Below are 22614 nucleotides of genomic sequence, written 5' to 3'. Positions count from 1 at the left end.
ACGCTAGACCGAAACAACTTGTCTGACAACCCGAGGAGTTCACACGGTGACCGCCCCGCTGCGCCGCAACCTGCTCGCCGACCAGGCCGCCGATCAACTGCTCGGCCGACTCGCGAACGGGGAATGGGAGGTCGGCGCAAAGCTGCCCGGCGAGACCACCCTCGCCACCGAACTCGGTGTCGGACGCTCCACGATCCGCGAAGCCCTGCGCATGCTCGCAGGCCAAGGCCTGCTCCGGGCCAGGCAGGGCGCCGGGGTCTACGTCGAGCGCACCACGCCCGCTGTCGCATGGGAAGGGGTGCTGCGCGGTCAGGCGATCGCCGAGGTCGTCGAGGTCCGCAACGCCATCGAGGTCGAGGCCGCACGGCTCGCGGCGGCACGCGCCACCGCCGCCGACGTCGCCGCCATGCGTCGGGCGCTGACGCGACGCGAGGAGGCCTTTCCGCTCGGGAACCGCGCCTTCGTCGAGGCCGACATCGAGGTCCACCGCGCCGTCGTCGGGGCCGCCCACAACGGCGTGCTGTCCGAACTGTTCGAGACCTTCGTGCCGCGGCTGACCGAGGCGATGATCGACATGATCGAACTTCTCGGGACGCGCTCCCACGACCCCGAACCCGACGCGGACGACCACCGAGCACTGGTGGAGGCCGTCGCCACCGGGGATGCGGCCGCCGCGGTCGCGATCAGTCGCGCGCATCTCGACTCGATGCTCGCCGCCGTTCAGAAGCCGGGGTGAGGTTCCGTCAGCCCGAGCGGGGGTCGTTGGGCGTGTCGTCCCGGGCTGTCAGACGCTGCTCGCGCTGGTCGAACTCGAACTGCTCCCGCTGCTCGCGGCGTTCCAGCTCGACATCGAACTCGAGGTCCTCGTGCTGGTGGCCCCGGAACAAGAAGGCGAAGACGATCCAGCCGACGATCGCCACCAGGATGAAACTCACCCCGCGGTAGACGAAGGCCGCCGCGACCGCCTCCGAAGCGCTGATCCGCGCCGCTGTCGTGAGCGTCGCGATCAGGGTGGCGTCGACGAACACCAGGCCGCCGGGCGCCAGCGGGATCGTCGCGACGGCCTTGCCGGCGGCGAACGCGATGAGCACTCCGGCCAATGTCGGCTCTGCGCCGACCGCCCAACACGCCAGACCGAGGCACGCGACGTCCGCGGCCCGGTGCACGACCGACCACCCGGCCGTGATCGCCCCGTCCCGCTTTCCCAGTTGCACCGACTCGAGTTGGGAGAGGGTTTCGCGGACCGCGTGCATCCCGGTGTTCGCGGGCTTCGACCGCAACCGGTTGACGCGGACCAGGACCCACCGGGCGGCCGCCTCGATCGCGCTCGGGTGCGCGGAGACGTAGCGGATCGCGACGACCAGCGCGATCAGGCCGACGACGGACAGCACCAGCATCACCGGGCTGACGGAGCCGCCCACGAGCAGTGCGCCGCCCAGCCCGATCAGTGCGAGCCCGATGCCCGCGATCACCCCGGAGATCGCCAGCTGCCACGACGCCACCACGGGATTCGCTCCCCAACGGCGCGTCTCCCGGTACGTGAACGCGGTGGAGAACACCTGCCCGGCAGGCAGCGTGACGGCCATCGCCGTCGAGGCGTAGACGACGGCGACCGACTTGGGCTGGCCGACGTCGACGCCGCCGGCGTGCAGCAACTGCTTCTGTACCCGCCCGTACCCGCTCAGCGAGACGGCCTGCGCCAGCACACACGCCGCCAGCCAACCCCAGTGGATCTCGGTCAGCGCCCGCCACGAATCGTGCAGCCGCGGCCACAGGTAGATGCCCTCGCCGACCAGCAGCGCCACCAGCGCAGCGCCGGCGAGCCACTTCAGCCACCAGTAGCGACCGCGGCGGCCGGTTGTGTCCGGCACCGCCTGATCGGTGGGGGAGTCCCCACTCCGGTCCGGCTCCGGCGTCACCACCAGGCCAGCGTAGCCAATCGGGGTTGGTTCACCTCAGAAGCGCGAACCCCGGGTCACGGATACTGCACCGGCGACGCCAGGTGGGTGACCCGGTTGCGGCCCCGAAGCTGGACCTGGTCGCCGAGCTCCCATTCCGACTGTTCCTCCTCGTCGGCGAAGTACAGCGCGCTGGTCGATGCCAGGACGCGGCTGGGGTGGATCTTCGCCAGCTCCGTCAGCCGCGATGCCTCGTTGACCGGATCCCCGATGACCGTGTACTCGAACCGTTCGGCCGCGCCGATGTTGCCCGCGACGGCCAGACCTGCCGAGACACCGATACCGATGTCGAGCGCGGTGATGCCGTTGAGCGCGAATCGAAGTTCTCGGGCGGCCGCGAGTGCCGCCGTCGGCGCGTCCGGCCTGTCCAGCGGCGCACCGAAGATCGCGAGCGCGGCGTCACCCATGAACTTGTTGACGAACCCGTGATGGCGGTCGACGACGTCGACCACCACCCGGAAGAACTCGTTGAGCAGGCTGACGACCTCGCCGGGTGGCCGTTCCGCCGCCGCACCCGTCGACCCCACCATGTCGACGAACAGGACAGCCACGAAGCGGGTCTCGCCGCCGAGCTCGGTTCCGAACTGCAATGCCCGACGCGCGACGTCCTCGCCGACGTGCTGGCCGAACAGTTCCCGCAGTACCCGGCGTTCGGCCGAGTCCTGCATCATCCGGTTGAACCCCACCTGCAGGCGTCCGATTTCGCTGCCGTCGAACACCTCCACCTGCACGTCCGTCGCGCCGCGCTGGACCCGTTCGATCGCCCGCCGCAGCTGCCGAATCGGATCCGACACCTGGCTCGCGGTCAGCATCGACAGCACGAATGCCGTCGTGATCGTCATCCCCGACAGCAGCAGGATCGCGATTGCCAACGAGTTGGTGGAGAACTGCAGATCGGTGCTCAGCTGCGTCGCACACAGCAGGATGATGCCGATCACCGGCATCAACGTGCCCAGGCCCCACGTCATCGCCATTCGGGTGCCGACACCGGGCGCAAGCGTCCGGTCGAACCGGCCCTCCGACAAGGCCTGCGCGGCGACGGGCCGCAGAATCCGTTCGCCCAGCATGTAGGTGAAACCGAACGTCGTCGTCGCGGCCATACACACGGTCACGATCACCGCGACGGCCAGTTCCGGCATCTCCGTCACCGTGAGGACCACGAACAGGATGCCGCCGACCACCCACAGGATCAAATGCACGATCGCCTGGCGCAGCGGCGCGTGCAGCGCTGCCATCTGCTCGTTTCGGGTCGGCGGGCCACCGCGCAACTGCCATCGGATCACCGAACGCAGCATCATCGCGGCCGCGCCCAGGCTCACGATGCCTGCGAGGATCAGGTAGACGCCGAAGATGACGACGTTCCGAACCCTGTCGTCGATGATCGCCGCCGACTCGTCGATCGGAAGTCCGTATCGGATGAACGCCAGCACCAGCACCGCACCGATGAAGTTCGCGAGAATCATCGACCCCATGTAGAGCGGCCAACGACTGCGCATGGTCAGCGCGACCGCTCGATAGGAGGATGCCAGCACAGCGACCAATTTAGCTGGGCATACCCGGTGGGAGCAGAGTCGGAGGGCCCAACCATGACCGGGGGCACATTCGCCCGCGCCGAGCGCCGCAACTGACAAGGGGGCGACGCCAGGGGACGTAGGGTCGCCCGAGTGACCGTGAACGACCCGCAGCGGAGTCGACCGACCGAACCACTGTGGCGGGCCGGACAGGTGTTCCGGCTGGCCACGCTGGTGTACGCGGTCGGCTATCAGGCGCACGCGGTGTCGGAGTACATTCGGCCGACCCTGAGTTGGGTGATCGTCGCACTCATGGCGGTGTGGTCCGGGGTGGCCGCCATCGTCCTGTCCCGGGACGGCGCAGCGCGGCGCTGGTGGGTCGTCGCCGACGTGGCGGTGGTTGTCGGCGCGATGGCGGCGACGCGCCTGGTCGCCGACCAGGACTGGTACTCCGCACATCAGAGCCTGCCCACCACCCTGTGGGCCACCAACGCGGTGATCTCGGCTGCCATCCTGAGCGGGCCACTCGTCGGCGTCCTCGCCGGACTCGGGATCGCGATCGTCGCCGTCGCCGTGCGCGGGACGGTCGACGTCGACCTCGCTGGTGATGCCACGGCACCCGTGCTGATGTCCGTCGGACTCGCGGTCGGGCTCGCGGCGAACACCGCGCGACGCGCGCAGGGCCAACTCGAGCGGGCCGCCCGGCTGGCGGCGGCGACCGAGGAACGGGAACGCCTGGGGCGCGAGGTACACGACGGGGTGCTCCAGGTGCTTGCGTACGTACGGCGCCGCGGCGCGGAGATCGGCGGTCCGACCCTCGAGCTGTCGACGCTGGCCGGTGAGCAGGAGGTCGCGCTTCGGGAGCTGATCTCCGAGCAGGCGCTGCCGGTCGCCGGCGGCGACGTCGACGTGGACCTGCGGACGCTGCTGCGTTCGCAGGCCGGGACCGCGGTGTCGGTGTCGACGCCCGGCGGTGCCGTCACGATGCCCCGCGACCGGGCGGAGGAACTGGCGGCCGTGGTGCGGACCGCGCTGTCCAACGTCGCGCTGCACGCGGGCGCGAACGCGAAAGCGTATGTCCTGCTGGAGGATCTCGGCGTCGATGTGATCGTGTCCGTGCGTGACGACGGCGTTGGGATGGCGGCGGACCGACTCGCCGCAGCCGAGGCGGAAGGGCGCATGGGAGTGTCGAGGTCCATCCTGGGCAGGGTGGCCGCACTGGGCGGCGACGCCACGCTGGACACCGCTGTCGGTGAGGGCGTCGAATGGGAGATCCGGGTGGGCAAACGCGCGCCGGGAAAGGGGTAAGCGTGGCCGAGCAGGTGACGGTGATGGTGGTCGACGACCACCCGATCTGGCGGGACGGCGTGGCACGCGATCTCGGGTCGGCAGGCTTCGACGTCGTCGCCACTGCCGACGGTGTCGCCGCCGCCGCGCGCCGAGCGGCCGCCGTGCTCCCCGCGGTAGTCCTGATGGACATGCAGCTGCCGGACGGCAACGGCGCCCAGGCGACGGCCGCGGTTCTCGCGGTGTCCCCGAAGTCCCGGGTGCTGGTGCTGTCCGCGTCGGCCGAACGCGAGGACGTGCTCGACGCGATCAAGTCCGGCGCCACCGGGTACCTCGTCAAGAGCGCCTCCGCGTCCGAACTCGTTGCGGCCGTCCACGCCACCGCCTCCGGTCAGGCCGTGTTCACGCCGGGCCTGGCCGGGCTCGTCCTGGGGGAGTTCCGGCGGATCGCGGGCGCAGACCAGGAGCCGTCCGCCCCGGTGCCGCGTCTGACGGACCGCGAGACCGAGGTGTTGCGGCTCGTCGCGAAGGGGTTGAGCGCCAAGCAGATCGCGACCCGGCTCGGTCTGAGTCACCGGACCGTGGAGAACCACGTCCAGGCGACCCTGCGGAAACTCCAGTTGGCGAACCGTGTCGCCCTGGCCCGGTACGCGATCGAAAACGGACTCGACTAGGGGCACGTCTCCCAACCGACACCCCGGGTCGCCGCGTCCACGGAAAGTCCCCGGTCAGTTCGAGTAGGACTACTCATGTCCGAGGAAACGGAGAACTCGATGCTGGAACCATGGTCAATCCCGGTGGTACCCAGATCGATCCACAGTTGGTCGCCAGGCTGTCCGGCGAGTTCGCTGCGCTCGGGCAGCACCTGCGCGGCGTCTCCGAGGACCTGACGCGACTTCGCGCGCAGCTCGAGATCCCGGCCGTGCAGGCACCGCCGGTGTATCCGGCGCAGCCGGTCCAGCACTTTCCGGCCCAACCCGTCTACGCCCCGCAACCGATGTATGCGCAACCCATGTACGCGCAGCCCGGCCCTCCGCCTCGGCAGGCGCCCCCGCGCCCGGCCCCCGCCCCGCCGGTGCCGCGTGAGCCGTGGTGGCAGCGCGATGGCATGGTCAGTCGCGTTCTCGCGGCCGCGGGCGCGGCCGTCACCCTGATCGGTGTGGTGATGCTGCTGGTGCTCGCCGCGCAAGCCGGCTTCTTCGGTCCCGTCGCGAGAGTCGTCGCGGGTGCGGTGTTCTCGGCGGCTCTGGTCGGTGCGGGCCTGCGGGTGTACGACCGCAGCGGTGGACGGGTCGGCGCGATCGCGTTGGCCGTGACCGGGCTCGCGGGCGGCTTTCTCGCTGTCACCGCAGCGACCGTCTACCACGGTTGGTTCCCACCGCTGGTCGGCCTCGCCCTGGCCGCCGCGATCGCCGCTGCCGGAATGCTGATCGCGACCCGGTGGGAGTCCCAGCCGATGGCAGCGCTCGTCACGACCGCGATCGCGGTCCTGGCGCCCGTGCTCACCGACGGCATCACCATGTCGTTGCTTGCGTTCCTGGTGGTGGTGCAGATCGCGGGCGCCTTCCCTCAGCTCGGCAAGGACTGGCCGTACCTGCACGTCGCACGGACCCTTCCGGCGGTGCTCGTGGTGCTCGTGGTGTTCGCGGACGCCACCTGGTCGGGGATCGGGCTGTGGCCGGACGGACATCGGCCGACCGTCGCGCTCCTACTCGCCATGGCCGCGACCGTCGCGGTCGTCGGAGCGAGCACGGCCGTGATCGTGTTGCGCCGCAACGCCGCCGACGTCACGTCGAGCGTGATGCTCGCGGTCACCACCCTGCCGCTGCTGTTCACCGGAGGGGTGCTCACCCGGTGGACCGAGGTCGCGGTGCTGGTGGTCACGGCCGCGAGCCTCGTCGGGCTGATCCTGGCCGTTCCCGACCTGCCCCGTCACACCCGGATCGCCGCGTCGGCGATCGCGGCCCTGGCGGCACTGCAGACATGCATCGCCGCCACCTCCGGGGACGTGCTGCCGGTGGCACTGCTGACCCTCGCGCTGGGACTGGTCGCGGTGTCGGGCCGGACCGGATCCCGCATCGCGTTCACCGCCGCAACCGGATTCGGCGTTCTCGGTGGACTGCTGTTCCTCGGCATCGCGCCGCCGGAAGCGCTGACGGACCAGAACGATGCGAGTTCGTCGCTCGTGGTCGTCGTCGCCGGGGTTCTGCTCGCGGCCACCGTGGTGGCGCTCGCCGCGACCGCGCGGTCACTCGGCCTGCTCGGTGCGGATCGGACCGCCGTCGCCGCGATCGTCGCCGGGTCGGTGGCCGGGTACGCGGGCACCGCGACCGTGGTGACCGCGGGTGTCGCCGCTCTCGGCGCCACAACGGGATTCATCGCCGGGCACACCGCAGCGACGCTGGCATGGATGGTGCTCGCCACCGCGATGCTGCGCTGGGGCCTGACCCATCCGGAGCAGGCACGGCTCGCGCTCGTCTCCGGGCTGACGCTCACCGGGGTAGCGCTGGCAAAGCTGTTCCTCTTCGACCTCGCCACTCTCGACGGGGTCTACCGGGTACTTGCCTTCCTCGGAGCGGGACTGCTGCTGCTCGCGGCAGGCACGAGGTATGCGCGTGCGTTCGCGTCCGGTGGTCAGGGCGGGAGCGCGGCGGCCTGAGCGCGATCGCACGGCGCCGACGGCCCGATTCACGGCGCGCATATCCTGTGCCGTATGGAGGACAGGGATCTTCGGGTGTCGGACGCCGAACGTGAATACGTGGGCCAGTTGCTGCAGCGCGCGGTCGGTCAGGGGATGCTCTCGCTCGGCGAATTCACCGAACGCATGGACACGGCTCTGGCTGCCCGCACGCGCGGTGAGCTCAACAGTGTGCTGTTCGACCTGCCGGGCATCCGGGTCGTCGGTACCGACCACGCAGCGCAGGCCCACACGCCGAGCCCCCGGCCGCCGAGCCCCCGGCCGCCGACCCCGGTCGCGGCGGCGTACCAGGCCGATGCGCCGACGGTCATCCGCGCGAAGCTGTCGAGCGTGACCAGGAAGGGGGCCTGGCAGGTGCCGGCGACCCTCCACGTCGAGAACTGGCTGTCGAACGTCACCCTCGACTTCACGTCCGCGGTGATGCAGACCCAGGTCGTCGAGGTGACGATCGACGGCTACTGCGGTTCCGTCACCGTCATCGTCCCCGGGGACGCCACCGTCGACCTCAACAGCATCGAAACCGTCGGCGGCAGCACCACCAACAAGGTGCGCACGGGGCCGAACATCGGGCCGCTGCACCTCGTGGTGCGCGGTCAGATGCGGTTCGGGTCCGTCACCGCGAAGCATCCGTTCGGGACGGGCCTGCGACGTATGCTCGGGTGACGACCCGACCTGTCCGTCAGTCGCGCCGCTGGCGAGCGAGCAGTTCGCTGACGCTGACCGTCGGCGCCCCGTCCGTGTGACGGTGCCGACCCGAATTCGACGGATCGTCGGCCGGCTGTGACTCGGTCGCAGGGGCAGGCGGGGTGGGGGCGGGCCACGCTGCCGTCGCCGCCTGCGTCGGGCGCTCCTGAGCGGTCCGCTCCGGCTGAGCCGGTCGACCCTGTGGTGGCTGGCCCGGGCGTGCTTGCGGCTGCTGGCCCTGTGGCTGGGCCGGTCGGGGCGGCAGCGGCTGGCCTTGCGATTGGGCCGGTCCTGCCTGCGGCGCTCGGCCCTGTGGCTGTGCCGGGCGTGCCTGCGGTTGGTGCCCGGGTGCGCCTGCGTGCGCTTCCGACACCGCGTTCCCGTTCGCCTGCGACCCTGTCGGAACCCGGAGGCTCGACAGCCAGCTCTCAATCGGGCGATTCGCCGTCGCGGGAGGCTCGGTACCGCGCCTCGGTGACACCGGAGCCTGCGGGGGCCGCGGCGGCTGGGGCGCCTGTGCAGGCGGACGTACCGCATCCTGCGGGAGTCGCGATGCCTGCTTCTGCTCGGGTTCCTGGCGCTGCTCGGGCGCGGGCCGCTCCGGTGCCTGACGTTCGGGCGCCGGGCGCGGTGCGACCTGCGGGATCGGCTCGGTCATCGGTTCGCCGGTCAGCGGTTCCACAGTCGCCGCGATCCGCGACGCCGCTGCCGTTCGCGGCGGCAACACGCGCTCGACGGCTTCCCTCGTCAACGGCGTAGATCGCTGCCGCTGAGCGCCCTGCGGACGTGGTGCGGGCACACCGACAGGTGCGATCTCGGGGACGTCGGCAGGGATGCGTTCGTCGTCGAGGATCGGCTCACCGAGGCCCATTCGCTCCTGAATACGCTTCATCCAGGCAGGCGCCCACCAGCAGTCGTCGCCGAGCAGCTTCATCACCGCAGGCACCAGGAACATGCGGATCACGGTGGCGTCGAGGACGAGCGCGGCGATCATGCCGTAGGCGATGTACTTCATCATCACCAGTTCGGAGAACGCGAACGCACCCGTGACCACGATCAGGATCAACGCCGCTGCCGTGATGATGCGACCCGTGTGCGCCGTGCCGACCCGGACGGACTCCGTTGTGCTCGCGCCCTGCGCCCTGGCCTCGACCATGCGGGAGAGCAGGAACACCTCGTAGTCGGTGGACAGGCCGTAGATGATCGCCATGATCAGCACCAGCACCGGCGACATGATCGGGCCGGGCGTGAAGTTCATCAAGGTCGCTCCGTGACCGTCGATGAAGATCCACGTCAGGATGCCGAGCGTCGCGCCGAGACCGAGCGCGGTCATCAACACGGCCTTGATCGGCAGTACCAGCGATCCGAACGCGAGGAACATCAGCAGCGTCGTCAGCAGGACCACCAGCGCCACCATCAGCGGCAGGCTGTCGAGTAGCGCTGCGATCGAGTCCTGCTCGATGGCGGGGGTGCCACCGACGAGCACCGTGGCTCCGTCGGGGACGTCCATCGCCCGCAAGTACTCGATCGTCGCCTCGGAGTCGTTGCGGTCGACCAACCCGGCCTTGAAGACGGTCACGCCGTCCTTGGTCGGATTGTTGATGCTGAACTTCTCGACAAGGCCGGGTGCCTCGCTGGCCTGCCTGACGATCTGCGTGAGCTCCGCGCCCTGGGCGCCCTCGACGACCAACTTGATCGGCTCGGTGCGGTTGTTCGGGAACAGCTCGTCGAACTGCTCCTGCGCCAACCGGGTTTCGTTGTCGGGCGGGAGGTAGGTCTCGTTGATGCCGCCGAACTTGATGCCGGAGATCGGGATCGTCAGCAGCAGGAGCCCGATCACGATCGGGATCGCCACCTTCAGTGGGTTCTTCATCACCCACTGCGTCAACCGGCCCCAGTAGCTGTTCTCGATCTCCTCGGCGGTCTTCGTCTTCCGCATGAACTTGAGCCCGAGGGCGTCCACTCGGCGACCGAGGATCGCGAGGATCGCAGGCAACACCGTCACCGAGATCAACGCTGCCAGCATCACCGCTGCGATCGCGCCGTAGGCGACGGACTTGAGGAAGCCCTGCGGGAAGATCAGCAGCCCGCCGAGGCTCGCCGTCACCATCGTCGCCGAGAAGACCACGGTTCGGCCGGCGGTCATCACGGTGCGGCGGACCGCGTCGCCGGTCTCGTAGCCCTCGGCTATCTCCTCACGGAACCGGCTGACCATGAACAGGCCGTAGTCGATCGCCAGGCCGAGGCCGATCAGCGACACCACCGGAACCACGAAGGCGTTGACGTCCGTGAACAGGGTGAACAACTTGACGATGCCGTTCGCGGCGATGATCGTCAGGCCACCGACGATCAGCGGGAGCGCCGCGGCGACGACGCCGCCGAAGACGAAGAACAGCAGCACACCGACGGCCGGGATGGCGAGAAGCTCCATGCGATGGACGTCGTTCGCCATCGTGTCGTTGAGCGTTCCGGTGACGGGTTGCAGCCCGGCCAACTGCACGTCGATGCCGTCGATGTAGAACACATCGCGCACCTCGCGGAAATTGGCTGCGACCTCGGTGTCGTTGGCGCCGGCGATCGCGACGCTCGCGATCGCGTGCTGCTTGGTCGCATCGGCCAACTGAGGCAGTTTCGTCGTCCAGTAGCTGCCGTTGACCTTGAGGATCTGGTCCGGATTGTTCGTGACCGCCTCTTCGAGGTTCTTCGTGATCTTCGAGGCGAACGTCGGGTCGTCGACGGTTTTGCCGTCGGGTGCGGTGTAGAGGAGCACCACGTCAGCGGTGGTGTCGCGGCCGAAGGTGCCGTCCGCCAGTTTCGCGGCCGCGACGGACTCGGAACCTGGGTCGTCCCAGCCGCTCTGGCTCAGGTTCTTCTCGAGCCCGAGGCCATACGCGCCGAGGCCGAGCATCAACGCGACCATCACCCCGATCACCGTGAATCGGAGGCGATAGACGAGCTGGCCCCAGGTCGCGAACACTATTGCCCTCCTTGACGCCCGATGAGCAGGGCCGACAGTGGACGGAACGGCTGCAGCCACGCGCCCTCGTCGGGCAGCGAGTCCAGGCTCACCCGTGGCAGCGGCTCACGGAACACGCCCGGAATGTCTTCCAGGTCGACGAACTCGAGGATCTCCGACGAGACCGCCCAGCTGGCGTGCTCCCGGAACCCGAGCACCTGCACCGGGACGCCCGCGGCAGCGAGATCCTCGAGGGGCTCCCGGAAGGCCTGGCCGTCGGCCGACGCGACCATGACACCGGCCAGCCCGCCGCCTGCGGCGCGCTGCTCGATGTGCGCGAGCATGTCGGCGTCGACATCGCTGTCCTCGTCGATCTTCGGCTTCGCGAACACCGCGAAACCGACGTTGCGCAGCGCCTCGACCCAGGGTCGGACGACGTCGGCGCTGCCAGGAGCGATGTTCGTGAACACCGTCGCCTCCGGCTCGAGCCGCACCGGGCTCGTCCCGGACAGTTCCGCGGTGCGACCGAGCAGCCAGCGTCCGAGCGCGTCGAAGCGAGGTCGGTAGGCCGCGGTGGGACGGCCACCCAGAATTGCGCCGAGCCCCATGTCGAGGTTCGGCGCGTCCCAGACCAGGAGTACCCGGCGTGGTTGTCGAGGCTGCTCCGTGGCGTCGTCGCCCGCGGCCCCGAGAGAATCGGGTAATCGTTCGCTGACGCTCATCCGGTGGCCTTTCCCCAGATCATTTCCGTGATCGGACGCCCGACGCGGTGCGCCTTGTCCTCGAACTTCGTCACCGGACGCTCGTGGGTCATCGGCGAGTCGATCGCGCCGCCTGCCAGTTGCTCCCAGTCGAGGCGGGTCAGCCGCGGTTCGGCGTCACCGGCCTCGGCGATCCATTCTGCGTACTCGGCGTGGTCCGTCGCCACGTGCAGCACACCGTTGTCCGCGAGTCGGTCCGCGATCAGCGCGAACGTCGCGGGCTGCAGCAGCCGCCGCTTGTGGTGGCGCGCCTTGGGCCACGGGTCGGGAAAGAAGACCCGAGCACCGACCAGCGATCCGGGGGTGAGCATGTTCTCCAGCACGTCCATCGCGTCGCCGCGCAGAATTCGGATGTTGGAGATGCCCTCGCGTTCGACAGACTGCAGCAGCTGCGCCAGGCCGGGGCGGTACACCTCGACGGCAAGCAGATTCATGTGCGGCTCGGCCTGGGCCATCGCGGTGGTCGCCGTTCCGGTACCGCATCCGATCTCGATGATCGTCGGCGCTTGCCTGCCGAACCACCCGTCGAGATCGAGGGGGGTGTCGGACACATCGGCGCCGATGGCGGGCCACATCCGGTCCCATGCCTGCTGCTGGGGATCGGTGAGGGAGCCACGTCGGGAGCGGAAACTGGTCACCCGGGGATACAGGCGGGATCCGCGGTCGGCGGCACCCTCCACCCGGGGTTCGGCGTCATTCACCCGACCATTGTCACGCATGACCACCGATTCCGGCAGCTGGGTCTCAAGTGTGAGTTGAGGGTTTGACGCTTCAGTGGGCCTCCGACGGCACCCCGGTTCGGGGCGGTCATCCCGCGGGAGCAGGCCTTTTCCTGATGAAGGCGTTCCGTCCGGAGTGACACGTCTCCCGTTCGCACTCACCGGCTGTCATCATCACCACGCGTGTCGGGGGAGCCGCGCAAGGGACTCGGAACACGTTGGGGGTGACGTGAAGGTGTCGACTGATTCTTCTCTGGGCGGGGTTCTGCTCGCCCTCGGCGCGACCGGGCGGAAGGACGCGAGCGACCTCGAACAGCTGTCGGTTGCCGTGGACGCCGCGGTCCTCGTCGAGTTCACCGGCCGCGCGGGCGTCGGCAGGTCCTCGCTCGTCGCGGCGCTCGGACCTGTGGACGGCGCGGAGGTCGTGGAGTCGGCCGCCCGTGACCGCCCCGGATCCGTCGATCCGATCCTCACCGGCGACGTGGTCGTGCTCGTGGTTCTCGACCCGCCGCGCGACGTGGATCGAGCGGCCGCCGCGGAGGCCGCCGGACGCCTGCTGCCGGTGCTGGCCAAGACCGACACACTGACCGATCCCGACCGCGCGCTCGCCCGGGCGGCGTCGGCCCTCGCGGCTCCGTGCCTGCCCGTCACGACCGTCGGCCCGGACACCGGCCTGCCGCGACTGCGTACGGCCCTCGACGACAGAGTTCGCGCGATCCGGGCTGCGCGGGCCGTGGCGCTGCTCACCCACCTGCGGACGATCGCCGATCGGAACAGTGCCCGAGCGGCCGTCGACGAGTTCCTCGCCTGCGACGACGGCGTGCGCCTCGCTGCCCGGGCAACGGGCCTGGCGAGCCCGGACGGTGACGCGCAGACCCGGGCCCGGTACTGGCGAACGCGGATGAACACCGAACAGGATCCCGACGCCGTGCGCGCCGCAGTGGCACTGCACCGCGACGCCGTCCGTGAGTGGGCGCGCAATGCCTGACCTCGACATCGAGCAGGTGTTGCGACGTTGGCAGATTCCCGGCTCGGGCTCACCGTCGGTCGCCGTGGTCGGGCCGCCGGGTAGCGGTCGCAGCGCGCTGGCCGATGCGCTGGCGTCGCTGCTGCCCGCGTTCCGGGTTCGTGACGGCTCGGATCCGGCGGCGTCCGTCGTTGTCGTGGCGTTCGATGCGTCCGCGCCGATCGGCCGGGAGGAACTGGGGTTGCTCGCCGCTGCGGTCGCGACGGGATCGGTGGCGATCGCCGTCGTGACCCGGATCGACGCCCACCACGACTGGAAGTCGGTCCTCGACCGGGACGAGGCGGTGCTCGCCGGGCACGCACACCGCGTCGTTGCCGGGCCGATCCTTCCCGTGTCCGTATCGACGGGCCTCGGCCTGCCGGAGTTGCGGGCAGCGGTCGAGCGCGCCCTGGACGACAGCGGCGCAGCGCCGCGTCACGTCGAACTCGACCGGGTCCGGGCGATGGTCCGGGCCACCGCTGACGACCTGCGCCGCGACGACGCCACCGCGGCACTGCGCGAATGTCGCGCGGCGCTGATCGCAGACCGGGACGGACCCCGTACCGAGTCCGCGGCGGCGCTGCGGCGGCTGTCCGCACTCGCCCGCGTCGACCTCACCCATCTCGTCGGCGACCGGGTCCGTGCCGCAACCGCAGTCCTGCGCGCGGAGGTGGACCGGTCGGGACGGTCGATGTCGGGGGAGTTTCCTTGTCGAGTGCGCGAGGAGGTCGACGTGCTGACCACCGCCGTGGATGCGACGACCGACGCGGTGCTGGGCGACCTCGCGGCCGCGGTGGTGGGTGCGCCGCATCCGGTTGCAGGCCCGAACCGTCGCCCTCCCGTCGTGGACGACCCGGAGCCGCGGCACCGGGGCGTCGAGGATCGGATGATGATCGTGGTCGGTGCCTCGGCCGGCGCCGGACTCGGCCGGCTCGTGGTGTCACCGATGTCGAACATCGCGGCGTTCGACCTCTTCGCATTGCCCGTGACGCTGCTGATCGGTGGTGTCGCGGCGTGGGCGCTGACACGGATGCGCGGACTGGCCGCGGACCGGGCCCATCTCCGACAGTGGCTGACGGAAGCGATGACGCAGGTCAGGTCGGGTCTGGAGCAACGGGCGCTGACGCGGCTCGTCGAGTCGGAAGCCGAGATCGTGGACGCCGTGCAGCGGGCGCATCGGGAGCGCGCCCGGACGACCGAACGCTCGCTGGCCGAACTCGACCGGGAGTTGCGGGACGGTGTCGCGCGGACCTCTGGGCGTCTCGCGGCCGTCGAGCGCGACCTCGCGGTCCTCGATCGGGCCCTCGCGGAACACGAGCGTCCGTTCGAGGAACCGGCGGACCGTGCGCTGCGTCCAAGTCCACAGTGACCGGTCCCGCGAACGGAACGCGGGTGATCGAGAGGATGCCGAGATGCAGGACGAGACGCTGGTGGCGGGAATCGACGACCAGTACCAAGTGACGGTCGAGTCCGGTCCGGGTTCCGGAGATCTCATGATGTCCGAACCGACCGTCGACCTCGACGGGGACGGCATTCTCGACACCCGCGTCTACTCGGATGGCGGTGGAATGACGATCGCGTCCGACCTCGACGAGGACGGCTGGGCGGACCATGTCACCCGCATCGAGGCGGACGGCGCGTACGCCGCGTGGGAGCCGCAGCGGGACCCGGACGGGACGGTTCGCTGGGACCCCGTCGACGAAGGACGACTGTCGTTCGAGCGGTAGACGTCGGCGCGATCAGCCGTTCGCGCCGGTCCCTGCGTCTAGACGGGCCGACGAGTCGGTTTGCCGGGAATCCTTCGGCGTCCGGCCGCTGTGTGGTCCGAGTCGGATCCGGCGCGCCGATTCCGGGGTCAGTTTGCGGCCAATTCCGTGAAAACGGTCAGGTAGTTGGACGATCGTCCGTATAAAGGTTCGGTGCGTGCTCGGATTGCGCACATGTAACTGACCTTCAGGACTCGTCGCTGGGGTAGTCGCGTTGGGTCCCGAACGAATCGTGAACGGAGTTTCCATGTCTCGATCCTCCCTGCGCCGCGTCACCGCCGCGGCCGCTGCGAGCGCGCTGGTCGTCGGCGGTGCAACGCTGAGCCTTGGTCTCGGAACCGGTGTCGCGGCAGCCGCGGATACCTGCGCACAGTCCACCCACGCCGAGAAGAACAACGCCAGCACCGTCTGGATCACTCACACCTACGACCGCTCGGTCAACGTGACCGAGGCCGCTGGCGGCACCCAGGTCACCTACAAGACCGTCATCGGCACCACGAGCATCGGCAACCCGTACGTCAACACCATCACCGAGTTCCCGCCTGCCGGATTCGGTGCGCCCGTCAAGTCGGTCGTCACGGCCTACAACCTCATCGGCGGTCAGCAGCCCGAAGAGGTGACCGCGACCCCGAACGGCGCCGGCTACAAGTTCACCAGCACCGGCTGGTTCGTGAACTCGGGCAACCCGGTCACCCTCGAGACCACCTACGTGGTTCCGAAGAACTCGACCCCCGGCTCGGCGATCACGAGCGGTGGCATCGGCGTTGCAGGCACCGTGGGTGTCTCCAACGAGCTGCCGAACCTGAACGCCTGCTTCAAGGTCCGCATCCCCAACCCGGGCGAGACGGTGCTGAGCGTTGCCGACGAGACCGGCCTCGGCTCGGCCGAGGGCCAGCTGTCCTCGACCGGTTCGATCAGCGACGTCCTCGGTGACACCATCCTCAAGGTGCTCGAAGGCTCGCTGAGCTGATCTGACGCACGACGTCGAATTCTGGCGGTGACGACCTCGGTCGTCACCGCCAGAGTTGTCTCGGTGGATCTGCTCGGATCACTGAATCGGTCCTGTGACCGATCGGACGTGACCCGATTCCCACATCGCGGACGCGCAGAGCTAACCTCTATTCAGGACACCCGGCGCCCGTGTCGTCGTCAACCGTGTGAAACCACTCGCACACGGTCGATGGAACAGCGGGTGGTGCCCCACCGAGAGGGGTAATCGCGATCCGCCGCGCACTGTCGTCCGGCAGGGCGCCGTGACTCGATTCCGGAACACCCCAGGGAGAGTTTGATGACCTCAGCGACCATTCCAGGTCTGACTGGCACTGACACCGCGCCCACCTCGCACGGCGAACTCCTCGCCTGGGTACGCGAAGTGGCGGAGCTGACCCAGCCCGATCGCGTCGTCTTCGCCGACGGTTCGGACGAGGAGTGGGACCGCCTGACCACGCAGCTCGTCGAGGCAGGCACCTTCACGCGTCTCAACGACGAGAAGAAGCCCAACTCGTTCCTCGGCAACTCCGACCCGTCCGACGTGGCGCGTGTCGAGTCCCGCACCTACATCTGCTCTCGTGAAGAGATCGACGCCGGCCCCACCAACAACTGGATGGACCCGGCCGAGATGCGCGGCCTGATGACCGATCTGTACCGGGGCTGCATGCGCGGCCGCACCATGTACGTGGTGCCGTTCTGCATGGGTCCGCTGGGCGCCGACGATCCGAAGCTGGGCGTCGAGATCACCGACTCCGAGTACGTCGTTGTCTCGATGCGCATCATGACCCGCATGGGCCAGGCCGCGCTCGACAAGCTGGGCTCCGACAAGCCGTTCGTGAAGGCGCTGCACTCCGTCGGCGCACCGCTCGCCGATGGCCAGGCCGACGTCCCGTGGCCGTGCAACGACACGAAGTACATCACCCACTTCCCCGAGGACCGCGAGATCTGGTCCTACGGTTCCGGTTACGGCGGCAACGCGCTGCTCGGCAAGAAGTGCTACTCGCTGCGCATCGCGTCGGCCATGGCCCACGACGAGGGCTGGCTGGCCGAGCACATGCTGATCCTCAAGCTGATCTCGCCCGAGGACAAGGCGTACTACATCGCGGCGGCGTTCCCGTCCGCGTGTGGCAAGACCAACCTCGCGATGATCCAGCCGACCATCCCCGGTTGGCGCGCCGAGACCCTCGGCGACGACATCGCGTGGATGCGCTTCGGTGAGGACGGCCGTCTGTACGCCGTCAACCCGGAGTTCGGTTTCTTCGGCGTCGCGCCGGGCACCAACTACGGCTCGAACCCCAACGCGATGAAGACGCTCGAGGCGGGCAACTCGCTGTACACGAACGTCGGACTGACCGACGACGGCGACGTCTGGTGGGAGGGCCTCGAGGGCGAGCCTCAGCACCTGATCGACTGGAAGGGCAACGACTGGACCCCGGAGTCCGGCGAGAAGGCCGCCCACCCGAACTCGCGCTACTGCACCCCGATGTCGCAGTGCCCGATCCTCGCCCCCGAGTGGGACGACCCGCAGGGCGTGCCGATCTCGGCGATCCTGTTCGGTGGACGCCGCAAGACCACCGTCCCGCTGGTCAGCGAGTCCTTCGACTGGCAGCACGGCACCTTCCTCGGCGCAACGCTCTCGTCCGAGCAGACCGCCGCGGCCGAGGGTGCGGTGGGCACCGTCCGCCGCGACCCGATGGCGATGATCCCGTTCATCGGCTACAACGCCGGCGACTACCTGAACCACTGGATCACCCTCGGCAAGAACGCCGACTCGGAGAAGCTTCCGAAGATCTTCTACGTGAACTGGTTCCGTCGTGGTGACGACGGCCGGTTCCTGTGGCCCGGTTTCGGCGAGAACTCCCGCGTCCTCAAGTGGATCGTGGACCGCATCGAGCACAAGGCGGGCGCGCAGACCACCCCGATCGGCTTCGTGCCGACCGCGGCGGACCTCGAGCTCGACGGCCTCGACGTCGTCGCCGCCGATGTCGACGAGGCCCTCGCGGTCGACGTCGACGAGTGGAAGTCCGAACTGCCTCTCATCGAGGAATGGTTCGAGTTCCTCGGAGAGAAGGTGCCGTCGGGCATCCGCGACGAGTTCGAGGCTCTGAAGCAGCGTCTCGGCTGACGTAGTCCAGCTTCGTGGTGAGGGGAACCCTCGACCGGTCCATCCGGTTGAAGGTTCCCCTCACTCGTTTCCGGGGGTGGTGTCGCCGAACCCAGGTGGCAGTGGTGGAATACATCCAACGAACAGCGACGCCCGGCGTATACGCACGGGGAGAGGATCAGCGATGAGCCAGATCTACAACAACGTCACCGAACTGGTCGGGCGGACCCCGCTCGTCCGCCTGAACCGCCTCACGGACGGTGCGCAGGCGCAGGTGGTGGCCAAGCTCGAGTTCTACAACCCCGCCAACAGCGTCAAGGACCGCATCGGTGTCGCGATCATCGACGCCGCCGAGCAGTCCGGTGAGCTCAAGCCCGGCGGCACCATCGTCGAGGGCACGTCCGGTAACACCGGCATCGCGCTCGCCATGGTTGCGGCCGCACGCGGCTACAAGGTCATCCTCACCATGCCGGAGACGATGTCCACCGAGCGTCGCGTCATGCTGCGCGCCTACGGCGCCGAGATCGTGCTGACCCCGGGTTCCGAGGGCATGGCCGGTGCCGTCAAGAAGGCCGAGGAGATTGTCGGGCAGACCGAGAACGCGGTCCTCGCACGCCAGTTCGCGAACCCGGCCAACCCGGCCATCCACCAGGCCACCACCGGTGAAGAGGTTTGGGCCGACACCGACGGCAAGGTCGACATCTTCGTCGCGGGCATCGGCACCGGCGGCACCATCACCGGTGTCGGCCGCGCACTGCGCGAGCGCAACCCCGAGGTCAAGATCGTGGGCGTCGAGCCCGCCGATTCGCCGATCCTGACCGGCGGACAGCCCGGCCCGCACAAGATCCAGGGTCTCGGCGCCAACTTCGTGCCCGACATCCTCGATCGTGATATCTACGACGAGATCATCGACGTCAAGCTCGACGACGCCATCACGACCGCACGCAGCCTCGGCACCGACGAGGGCATCCTCGGCGGCATCTCCGCGGGCGCGAACGTGTGGGGCGCGCTGGAGATCGCGAAGCGCCCCGAGAACGCGGGCAAGCTGATCGTCGTGGTGGTGCCGGACTTCGGTGAGCGGTACATCTCGACGCCGCTGTTCGAGCACATCCGGGACTGAGGCATGGGAGTGCTGCGCACGGTTCGGGAGGACCTGCAGGCCGCGCGCGGCCAGGACCCGGCCGCGCGTAGCAACGTCGAGAACGCGATCGTCTACTCGGGGTTGCACGCCATCTGGTCGCACCGGGTCGCGCACCGCATGTGGGCGAAGCCCGCGCTGCGTGGTCCGGCCCGCATGCTCTCCCAGTTCACCCGGTTCCTGACGGGTATCGAGATCCATCCCGGTGCGACGATCGGACGGCGGTTCTTCATCGACCACGGGATGGGTGTCGTCATCGGCGAGACCACCGAGATCGGCGACGACGTGATGCTCTATCACGGGGTCACACTCGGCGGTCGGTCGCTGGCGAAGACGAAGCGTCATCCGACGATCGGGAACCGCGTCACGGTCGGCGCGGGAGCGAAGATCCTGGGCCCGGTCGTCGTCGGGGACGACAGCGCCGTCGGTGCCAATGCGGTCGTCACCCGTGACGTGCCGCCCGATTCGATCGCGACAGGAATTCCGGCGACCGTGCGACACCGCAGCGGTCGCCAGCACGAGCAGTTGGTCGACCCCAACAGCTACATCGACCCTGCGATGTACATCTGAGCTGACACCAGGGTGAGGGGAGTCCATGCCCGGTCGACCGGGCACGGACTCCCCTCACCTGTTGTCGGGGGTGAGCGCGGGGTCGCCGGGCGTCGACAGCGACAGCACCACCTTGCGGATGTACGGATGCTGTTCGAGGGCCTTCTCGCATCGGTCCAGTTGTTCCGCGACGGTGTGCTCGGCGCCGTCGCCGACCAGGTCGACGGCCCCGACGACGAACACCTGACGCGGACCCAGGTACTCCATCCGAAGCATCGTCACCCGCTCCACTTCCGGAAGATCCAGCAGGGACCGAAGGCCCGCGTTCCGCAACTGTGGTGAGGCCTCCTCGCCGACGAGGAACCGCCGGTTGCGGTCGATCAGGATCACCGCGATCACCCCGAGCAGGATGCCGACCAGGATCGACCCGATCGCGTCGGGCACCGGCGACCCGGTGATCTGGTGCAGGAGAATTCCGGCGAACGCGATCAGCAGGCCGATCAGGGCCGCCGCGTCCTCCGCGAACACGGCCCGCACCGTCGGGTCGGACGTGTGGAGTGCGTGCTCGAGCAGGTCGCGGTCCGCGGACACCGCTTCGGTCCGGACCTGTCGATACGCCTGCCGGAACGAAATCGCCTCGAGAACGAGGGAGATGCCAAGGACCGCGTAGGCGATGCCGTAGTCGGCGGCGGGCTCAGGGTGGACCAGTTCCTGGATGCCGTGCGTGATCGACACCCCCGCGCCGAGCGCGAAGAGTCCGAGTGCCGCGAACATCGACCAGATGTAGGCCTCGCGTCCGTATCCGAGGGGGTGGGCGCGGTCCGGGGCCCGCCGCGATCGTCCGTTCGCGATGAGCAGCAGCACCTCGTTTCCCGTGTCCGCCCAGGAGTGGGTCGCCTCCGCGACCATCGAGGCCGACCCGGTGAGCACCGCGGCCACCGTTTTGGCGAGGGCGATCGCGAGGTTCGCGCCGAACGCCAGCACCACCGTGAGCGTGCTCTCCTGGCCGGAATCCGACCGCTCCGAGCCCGCCGTCACGTCCGGATCCGTCATTCGTGGAACCCTACGACGGGAAATGGGCGATCGGCCTCGGCTGGGGCCGCGTCGGGCGGTCCGTGTTGGCGGAGTAACGGTTTGGCAGGAATCCTCCGGCAATCGGCGTGTTTCGCGGCGATTCGGACGGTTGTCCAATAGGGTGCGTGCGCTCTCCCCAAGTCGGACCGCATGGGCGGGCTGCGGTCACATCCACAGGAAGGTTCACCATGCCGAGTACCACCCTGACGAGGATCGCCGGCGGCGCCGCGATCACCGCCGCGACCGCCGCCGCACTGGCATTCGCGATGCCGGCGACGGCGTCCGCCGCGACCGCGACCGCACCCGTATTGAAGGCGTCGGTCAGCGGCGGGGACGTCACGTTCACGCTCGACGATCCCAACACCGGCATCCTCGACGGGTGCGCAGCCGGTCTCGTCGACGCCGGCCGCGCGGTGGAGATCAGTGCACTGCTGGCGAACATCACCGATCCGGCCAACTTCCTCGGCATCCTCAACAGCGGTGTCATCAAGGGCGCACCCGCGATCACCACCATTCTGGATCGTTCCGCGAGTGTGACGGTTCAGGACCTGCCCAACGGCGTTTACGCCGTGGTCGGTGCCTGCGCGGGCATCGGCAAGGACGCGGCGACTGCGATGGCGCCGGTGATCGTCCCGGCCGGTCTCGGCAGTGTCGCCGGTGTCGCCGACTTCGGCAGCACCGTCCTCGAGAACCCGGAGGCGATCCCGGTCTTCCTCACGCTGCTCGGTGTGTCGAGCGCGAGCAGTGGCGACAGCGGGAGCGCCGGCAGCTGATCCCGGGAAACATGAACGCGCGTCGCACCTTTCGGTGCGGCGCGCGTTTCACGTTCGGTGGGGTCTGCGGCCACGGCGACCCCGCCCCCGACCTCGGCAGGGCCGTCCCGTGATGGTGCCGCCGTGCCGATCGCTTCGAGGCTCGATTTGACAGTCGTCCGACCGTGGTGGTTGGTTGGATGGCGCAGCACCTCGTTAGGCGAGGCTCCTGCACGAACACAGGCCACTGATCTGACGACGTCGAGAGACGCCCAAGGTTAGGACAGGTCTCCCCGGATTAAGGGGTGATCCAAGGTGGCTTCCCCGAGTCGGGACACGTCGTGCAGTGCCGAAGCTCTTACGTGGAGGTGACGTGTTTCACGAAATGCGTTCCGCAAGAAAGACTCACGACCTCGTGTGCTCGCCGGAACTTTTCGGCGCCGGATGGTCCACCGACCGGCGCCCGTGTCTCGAGGAGGTGACCGCCGTGGACGAACCCCCCAGTCGACTGTCGACTCGCATCACGATGACCGACGGCGGTCGCCGCGCGCTCTAGCCGTCTCCCGCCTCGGTCCTTTCCTCCACGGCCAACCGCCGTGCCCACTCGCGCGACTTGTCTTGTCGCGGAGAAGTTTTGCGCTGCGCTCCTGACGTTTCGGAG

The 22614-nt window shown here is 69.0% G+C and carries 19 protein-coding genes and 1 riboswitch; of the genes, 13 read left to right on the top strand and 6 right to left on the bottom strand.

Annotated features, from left to right (window positions below; all coding sequences use genetic code 11):
• The first annotated feature begins 46 nt into the window (after positions 1–46).
• Positions 47–736 carry a FadR/GntR family transcriptional regulator gene (locus tag RHCRD62_RS06840; protein WP_050063959.1) on the top strand — a complete coding sequence of 230 codons (690 nt, stop codon included), beginning with the start codon at positions 47–49 and terminating at the stop codon, positions 734–736.
• A gap of 7 nt (positions 737–743) precedes the next feature.
• Here RHCRD62_RS06840 and RHCRD62_RS06835 read toward each other — a convergent pair whose 3' ends face one another.
• Together RHCRD62_RS06835 and RHCRD62_RS06830 are read right to left on the bottom strand one after the other, a co-directional pair.
• A complete protein-coding gene (locus RHCRD62_RS06835; protein ID WP_084734172.1) occupies positions 744–1832 on the bottom strand; it encodes a lysylphosphatidylglycerol synthase transmembrane domain-containing protein in 1089 nt (362 codons plus the stop codon).
• A 143-nt stretch (positions 1833–1975) separates the two neighbouring features.
• Complete coding sequence (locus RHCRD62_RS06830) at positions 1976–3430, bottom strand: adenylate/guanylate cyclase domain-containing protein (RefSeq protein WP_050064503.1); 1455 nt, start codon at positions 3428–3430, stop codon at positions 1976–1978.
• Between the two features lie 192 nt (positions 3431–3622).
• On the opposite strand from RHCRD62_RS06830, the gene macS reads away from it, so the two are divergent.
• The 4 genes from macS (at position 3623) to RHCRD62_RS06810 (ending at position 8117) form a co-directional block, all read left to right on the top strand.
• Positions 3623–4777: a MacS family sensor histidine kinase gene (macS, locus tag RHCRD62_RS06825; protein WP_050063958.1), complete on the top strand. Its 1155-nt coding sequence runs from the start codon at positions 3623–3625 to the stop codon at positions 4775–4777.
• A gap of 23 nt (positions 4778–4800) precedes the next feature.
• Positions 4801–5430 (top strand): response regulator, encoded by a 630-nt coding sequence (locus RHCRD62_RS06820; RefSeq protein WP_253277262.1) that lies wholly within the window; start codon positions 4801–4803, stop codon positions 5428–5430.
• Between the two features lie 110 nt (positions 5431–5540).
• On the top strand, positions 5541–7415 hold the full coding sequence (locus RHCRD62_RS06815) for a DUF2339 domain-containing protein (protein WP_050063956.1): 1875 nt from the start codon (positions 5541–5543) through the stop codon (positions 7413–7415).
• A 54-nt stretch (positions 7416–7469) separates the two neighbouring features.
• Positions 7470–8117: a DUF1707 SHOCT-like domain-containing protein gene (locus RHCRD62_RS06810; RefSeq protein WP_050063955.1), complete on the top strand. Its 648-nt coding sequence runs from the start codon at positions 7470–7472 to the stop codon at positions 8115–8117.
• A gap of 16 nt (positions 8118–8133) precedes the next feature.
• Here the strand turns inward: RHCRD62_RS06810 and RHCRD62_RS06805 are convergent, their stop codons facing one another.
• The 3 genes from RHCRD62_RS06805 to trmB are packed head-to-tail and all read right to left on the bottom strand — an operon-like array spanning position 8134 to position 12592.
• A complete protein-coding gene (locus RHCRD62_RS06805; protein WP_050063954.1) occupies positions 8134–11115 on the bottom strand; it encodes an MMPL family transporter in 2982 nt (993 codons plus the stop codon).
• Positions 11115–11816: an NYN domain-containing protein gene (locus RHCRD62_RS06800; RefSeq protein WP_050063953.1), complete on the bottom strand. Its 702-nt coding sequence runs from the start codon at positions 11814–11816 to the stop codon at positions 11115–11117. The genes RHCRD62_RS06805 and RHCRD62_RS06800 overlap by 1 nt, the downstream gene beginning before the upstream one ends.
• A complete protein-coding gene (trmB, locus tag RHCRD62_RS06795; RefSeq protein ID WP_172671038.1) occupies positions 11813–12592 on the bottom strand; it encodes a tRNA (guanosine(46)-N7)-methyltransferase TrmB in 780 nt (259 codons plus the stop codon). Before trmB ends, RHCRD62_RS06800 begins: the two co-directional genes overlap by 4 nt.
• Before the next feature lie 217 nt (positions 12593–12809).
• Between trmB and RHCRD62_RS06790 the strand changes: the two genes are divergently transcribed.
• The 7 genes from RHCRD62_RS06790 to epsC all read left to right on the top strand — a co-directional run bounded on the left by RHCRD62_RS06790 (position 12810) and on the right by epsC (position 20148).
• Positions 12810–13562 carry a hypothetical protein gene (locus RHCRD62_RS06790; RefSeq protein ID WP_157050835.1) on the top strand — a complete coding sequence of 251 codons (753 nt, stop codon included), beginning with the start codon at positions 12810–12812 and terminating at the stop codon, positions 13560–13562.
• Positions 13555–14949: a coiled-coil domain-containing protein gene (locus tag RHCRD62_RS06785; protein ID WP_050063950.1), complete on the top strand. Its 1395-nt coding sequence runs from the start codon at positions 13555–13557 to the stop codon at positions 14947–14949. Before RHCRD62_RS06790 ends, RHCRD62_RS06785 begins: the two co-directional genes overlap by 8 nt.
• A 43-nt stretch (positions 14950–14992) precedes the next feature.
• Positions 14993–15307: a DUF6802 family protein gene (locus tag RHCRD62_RS06780; RefSeq protein WP_050063949.1), complete on the top strand. Its 315-nt coding sequence runs from the start codon at positions 14993–14995 to the stop codon at positions 15305–15307.
• Positions 15308–15593: 286 nt separating this feature from the next.
• Positions 15594–16316, top strand: a complete 723-nt coding sequence (locus RHCRD62_RS06775; protein WP_050063948.1) for a hypothetical protein — start codon at positions 15594–15596, stop codon at positions 16314–16316.
• Positions 16317–16634: 318 nt separating this feature from the next.
• On the top strand, positions 16635–18461 hold the full coding sequence (locus tag RHCRD62_RS06770; protein WP_050063947.1) for a phosphoenolpyruvate carboxykinase (GTP): 1827 nt from the start codon (positions 16635–16637) through the stop codon (positions 18459–18461).
• 163 nt (positions 18462–18624) lie between these two features.
• Positions 18625–19560: a cysteine synthase A gene (gene cysK, locus RHCRD62_RS06765; protein ID WP_050063946.1), complete on the top strand. Its 936-nt coding sequence runs from the start codon at positions 18625–18627 to the stop codon at positions 19558–19560.
• Positions 19561–19563: 3 nt separating this feature from the next.
• Positions 19564–20148, top strand: a complete 585-nt coding sequence (epsC, locus tag RHCRD62_RS06760) for a serine O-acetyltransferase EpsC (protein ID WP_050063945.1) — start codon at positions 19564–19566, stop codon at positions 20146–20148.
• 54 nt (positions 20149–20202) lie between these two features.
• On the opposite strand, the gene RHCRD62_RS06755 is transcribed toward epsC, so the two are convergent.
• Complete coding sequence (locus RHCRD62_RS06755) at positions 20203–21180, bottom strand: cation diffusion facilitator family transporter (protein WP_050063944.1); 978 nt, start codon at positions 21178–21180, stop codon at positions 20203–20205.
• A 209-nt stretch (positions 21181–21389) separates the two neighbouring features.
• Here RHCRD62_RS06755 and RHCRD62_RS06750 point away from each other — a divergent pair, with 209 nt between their 5' ends.
• On the top strand, positions 21390–21974 hold the full coding sequence (locus RHCRD62_RS06750) for a hypothetical protein (protein ID WP_050063943.1): 585 nt from the start codon (positions 21390–21392) through the stop codon (positions 21972–21974).
• 184 nt (positions 21975–22158) lie between these two features.
• Positions 22159–22328, top strand: a riboswitch (M-box (ykoK) riboswitch).
• Positions 22329–22614: the final 286 nt, after the last annotated feature.

Origin of the sequence: Rhodococcus sp. RD6.2, assembly GCF_001040705.1 — a bacterium.
GTDB lineage: Bacteria > Actinomycetota > Actinomycetes > Mycobacteriales > Mycobacteriaceae > Rhodococcus_G.
The sequence above is the reverse complement of the archived record's forward strand: the minus strand, read 5'-3'. Positions and strand labels throughout refer to the sequence as shown.

Excerpts from the sequence above, each read along its gene's own strand:
- RHCRD62_RS06800 (WP_050063953.1), bottom strand. The coding sequence starts at position 11,816 with ATGAGCGTCAGCGAACGATTACCCGATTCTCTCGGGGCCGCGGGCGAC.
- RHCRD62_RS06775 (WP_050063948.1), top strand. The coding sequence starts at position 15,594 with ATGTCTCGATCCTCCCTGCGCCGCGTCACCGCCGCGGCCGCTGCGAGC.
- epsC (WP_050063945.1), top strand. The coding sequence starts at position 19,564 with ATGGGAGTGCTGCGCACGGTTCGGGAGGACCTGCAGGCCGCGCGCGGC.
- RHCRD62_RS06755 (WP_050063944.1), bottom strand. The coding sequence starts at position 21,180 with ATGACGGATCCGGACGTGACGGCGGGCTCGGAGCGGTCGGATTCCGGC.
- RHCRD62_RS06810 (WP_050063955.1), top strand. The coding sequence starts at position 7,470 with ATGGAGGACAGGGATCTTCGGGTGTCGGACGCCGAACGTGAATACGTG.
- RHCRD62_RS06830 (WP_050064503.1), bottom strand. The coding sequence starts at position 3,430 with ATGGGGTCGATGATTCTCGCGAACTTCATCGGTGCGGTGCTGGTGCTG.
- RHCRD62_RS06785 (WP_050063950.1), top strand. The coding sequence starts at position 13,555 with ATGCCTGACCTCGACATCGAGCAGGTGTTGCGACGTTGGCAGATTCCC.
- RHCRD62_RS06770 (WP_050063947.1), top strand. The coding sequence starts at position 16,635 with ATGACCTCAGCGACCATTCCAGGTCTGACTGGCACTGACACCGCGCCC.
- RHCRD62_RS06820 (WP_253277262.1), top strand. The coding sequence starts at position 4,801 with ATGGTGGTCGACGACCACCCGATCTGGCGGGACGGCGTGGCACGCGAT.
- RHCRD62_RS06750 (WP_050063943.1), top strand. The coding sequence starts at position 21,390 with ATGCCGAGTACCACCCTGACGAGGATCGCCGGCGGCGCCGCGATCACC.
- RHCRD62_RS06815 (WP_050063956.1), top strand. The coding sequence starts at position 5,541 with ATGGTCAATCCCGGTGGTACCCAGATCGATCCACAGTTGGTCGCCAGG.
- RHCRD62_RS06780 (WP_050063949.1), top strand. The coding sequence starts at position 14,993 with ATGCAGGACGAGACGCTGGTGGCGGGAATCGACGACCAGTACCAAGTG.
- cysK (WP_050063946.1), top strand. The coding sequence starts at position 18,625 with ATGAGCCAGATCTACAACAACGTCACCGAACTGGTCGGGCGGACCCCG.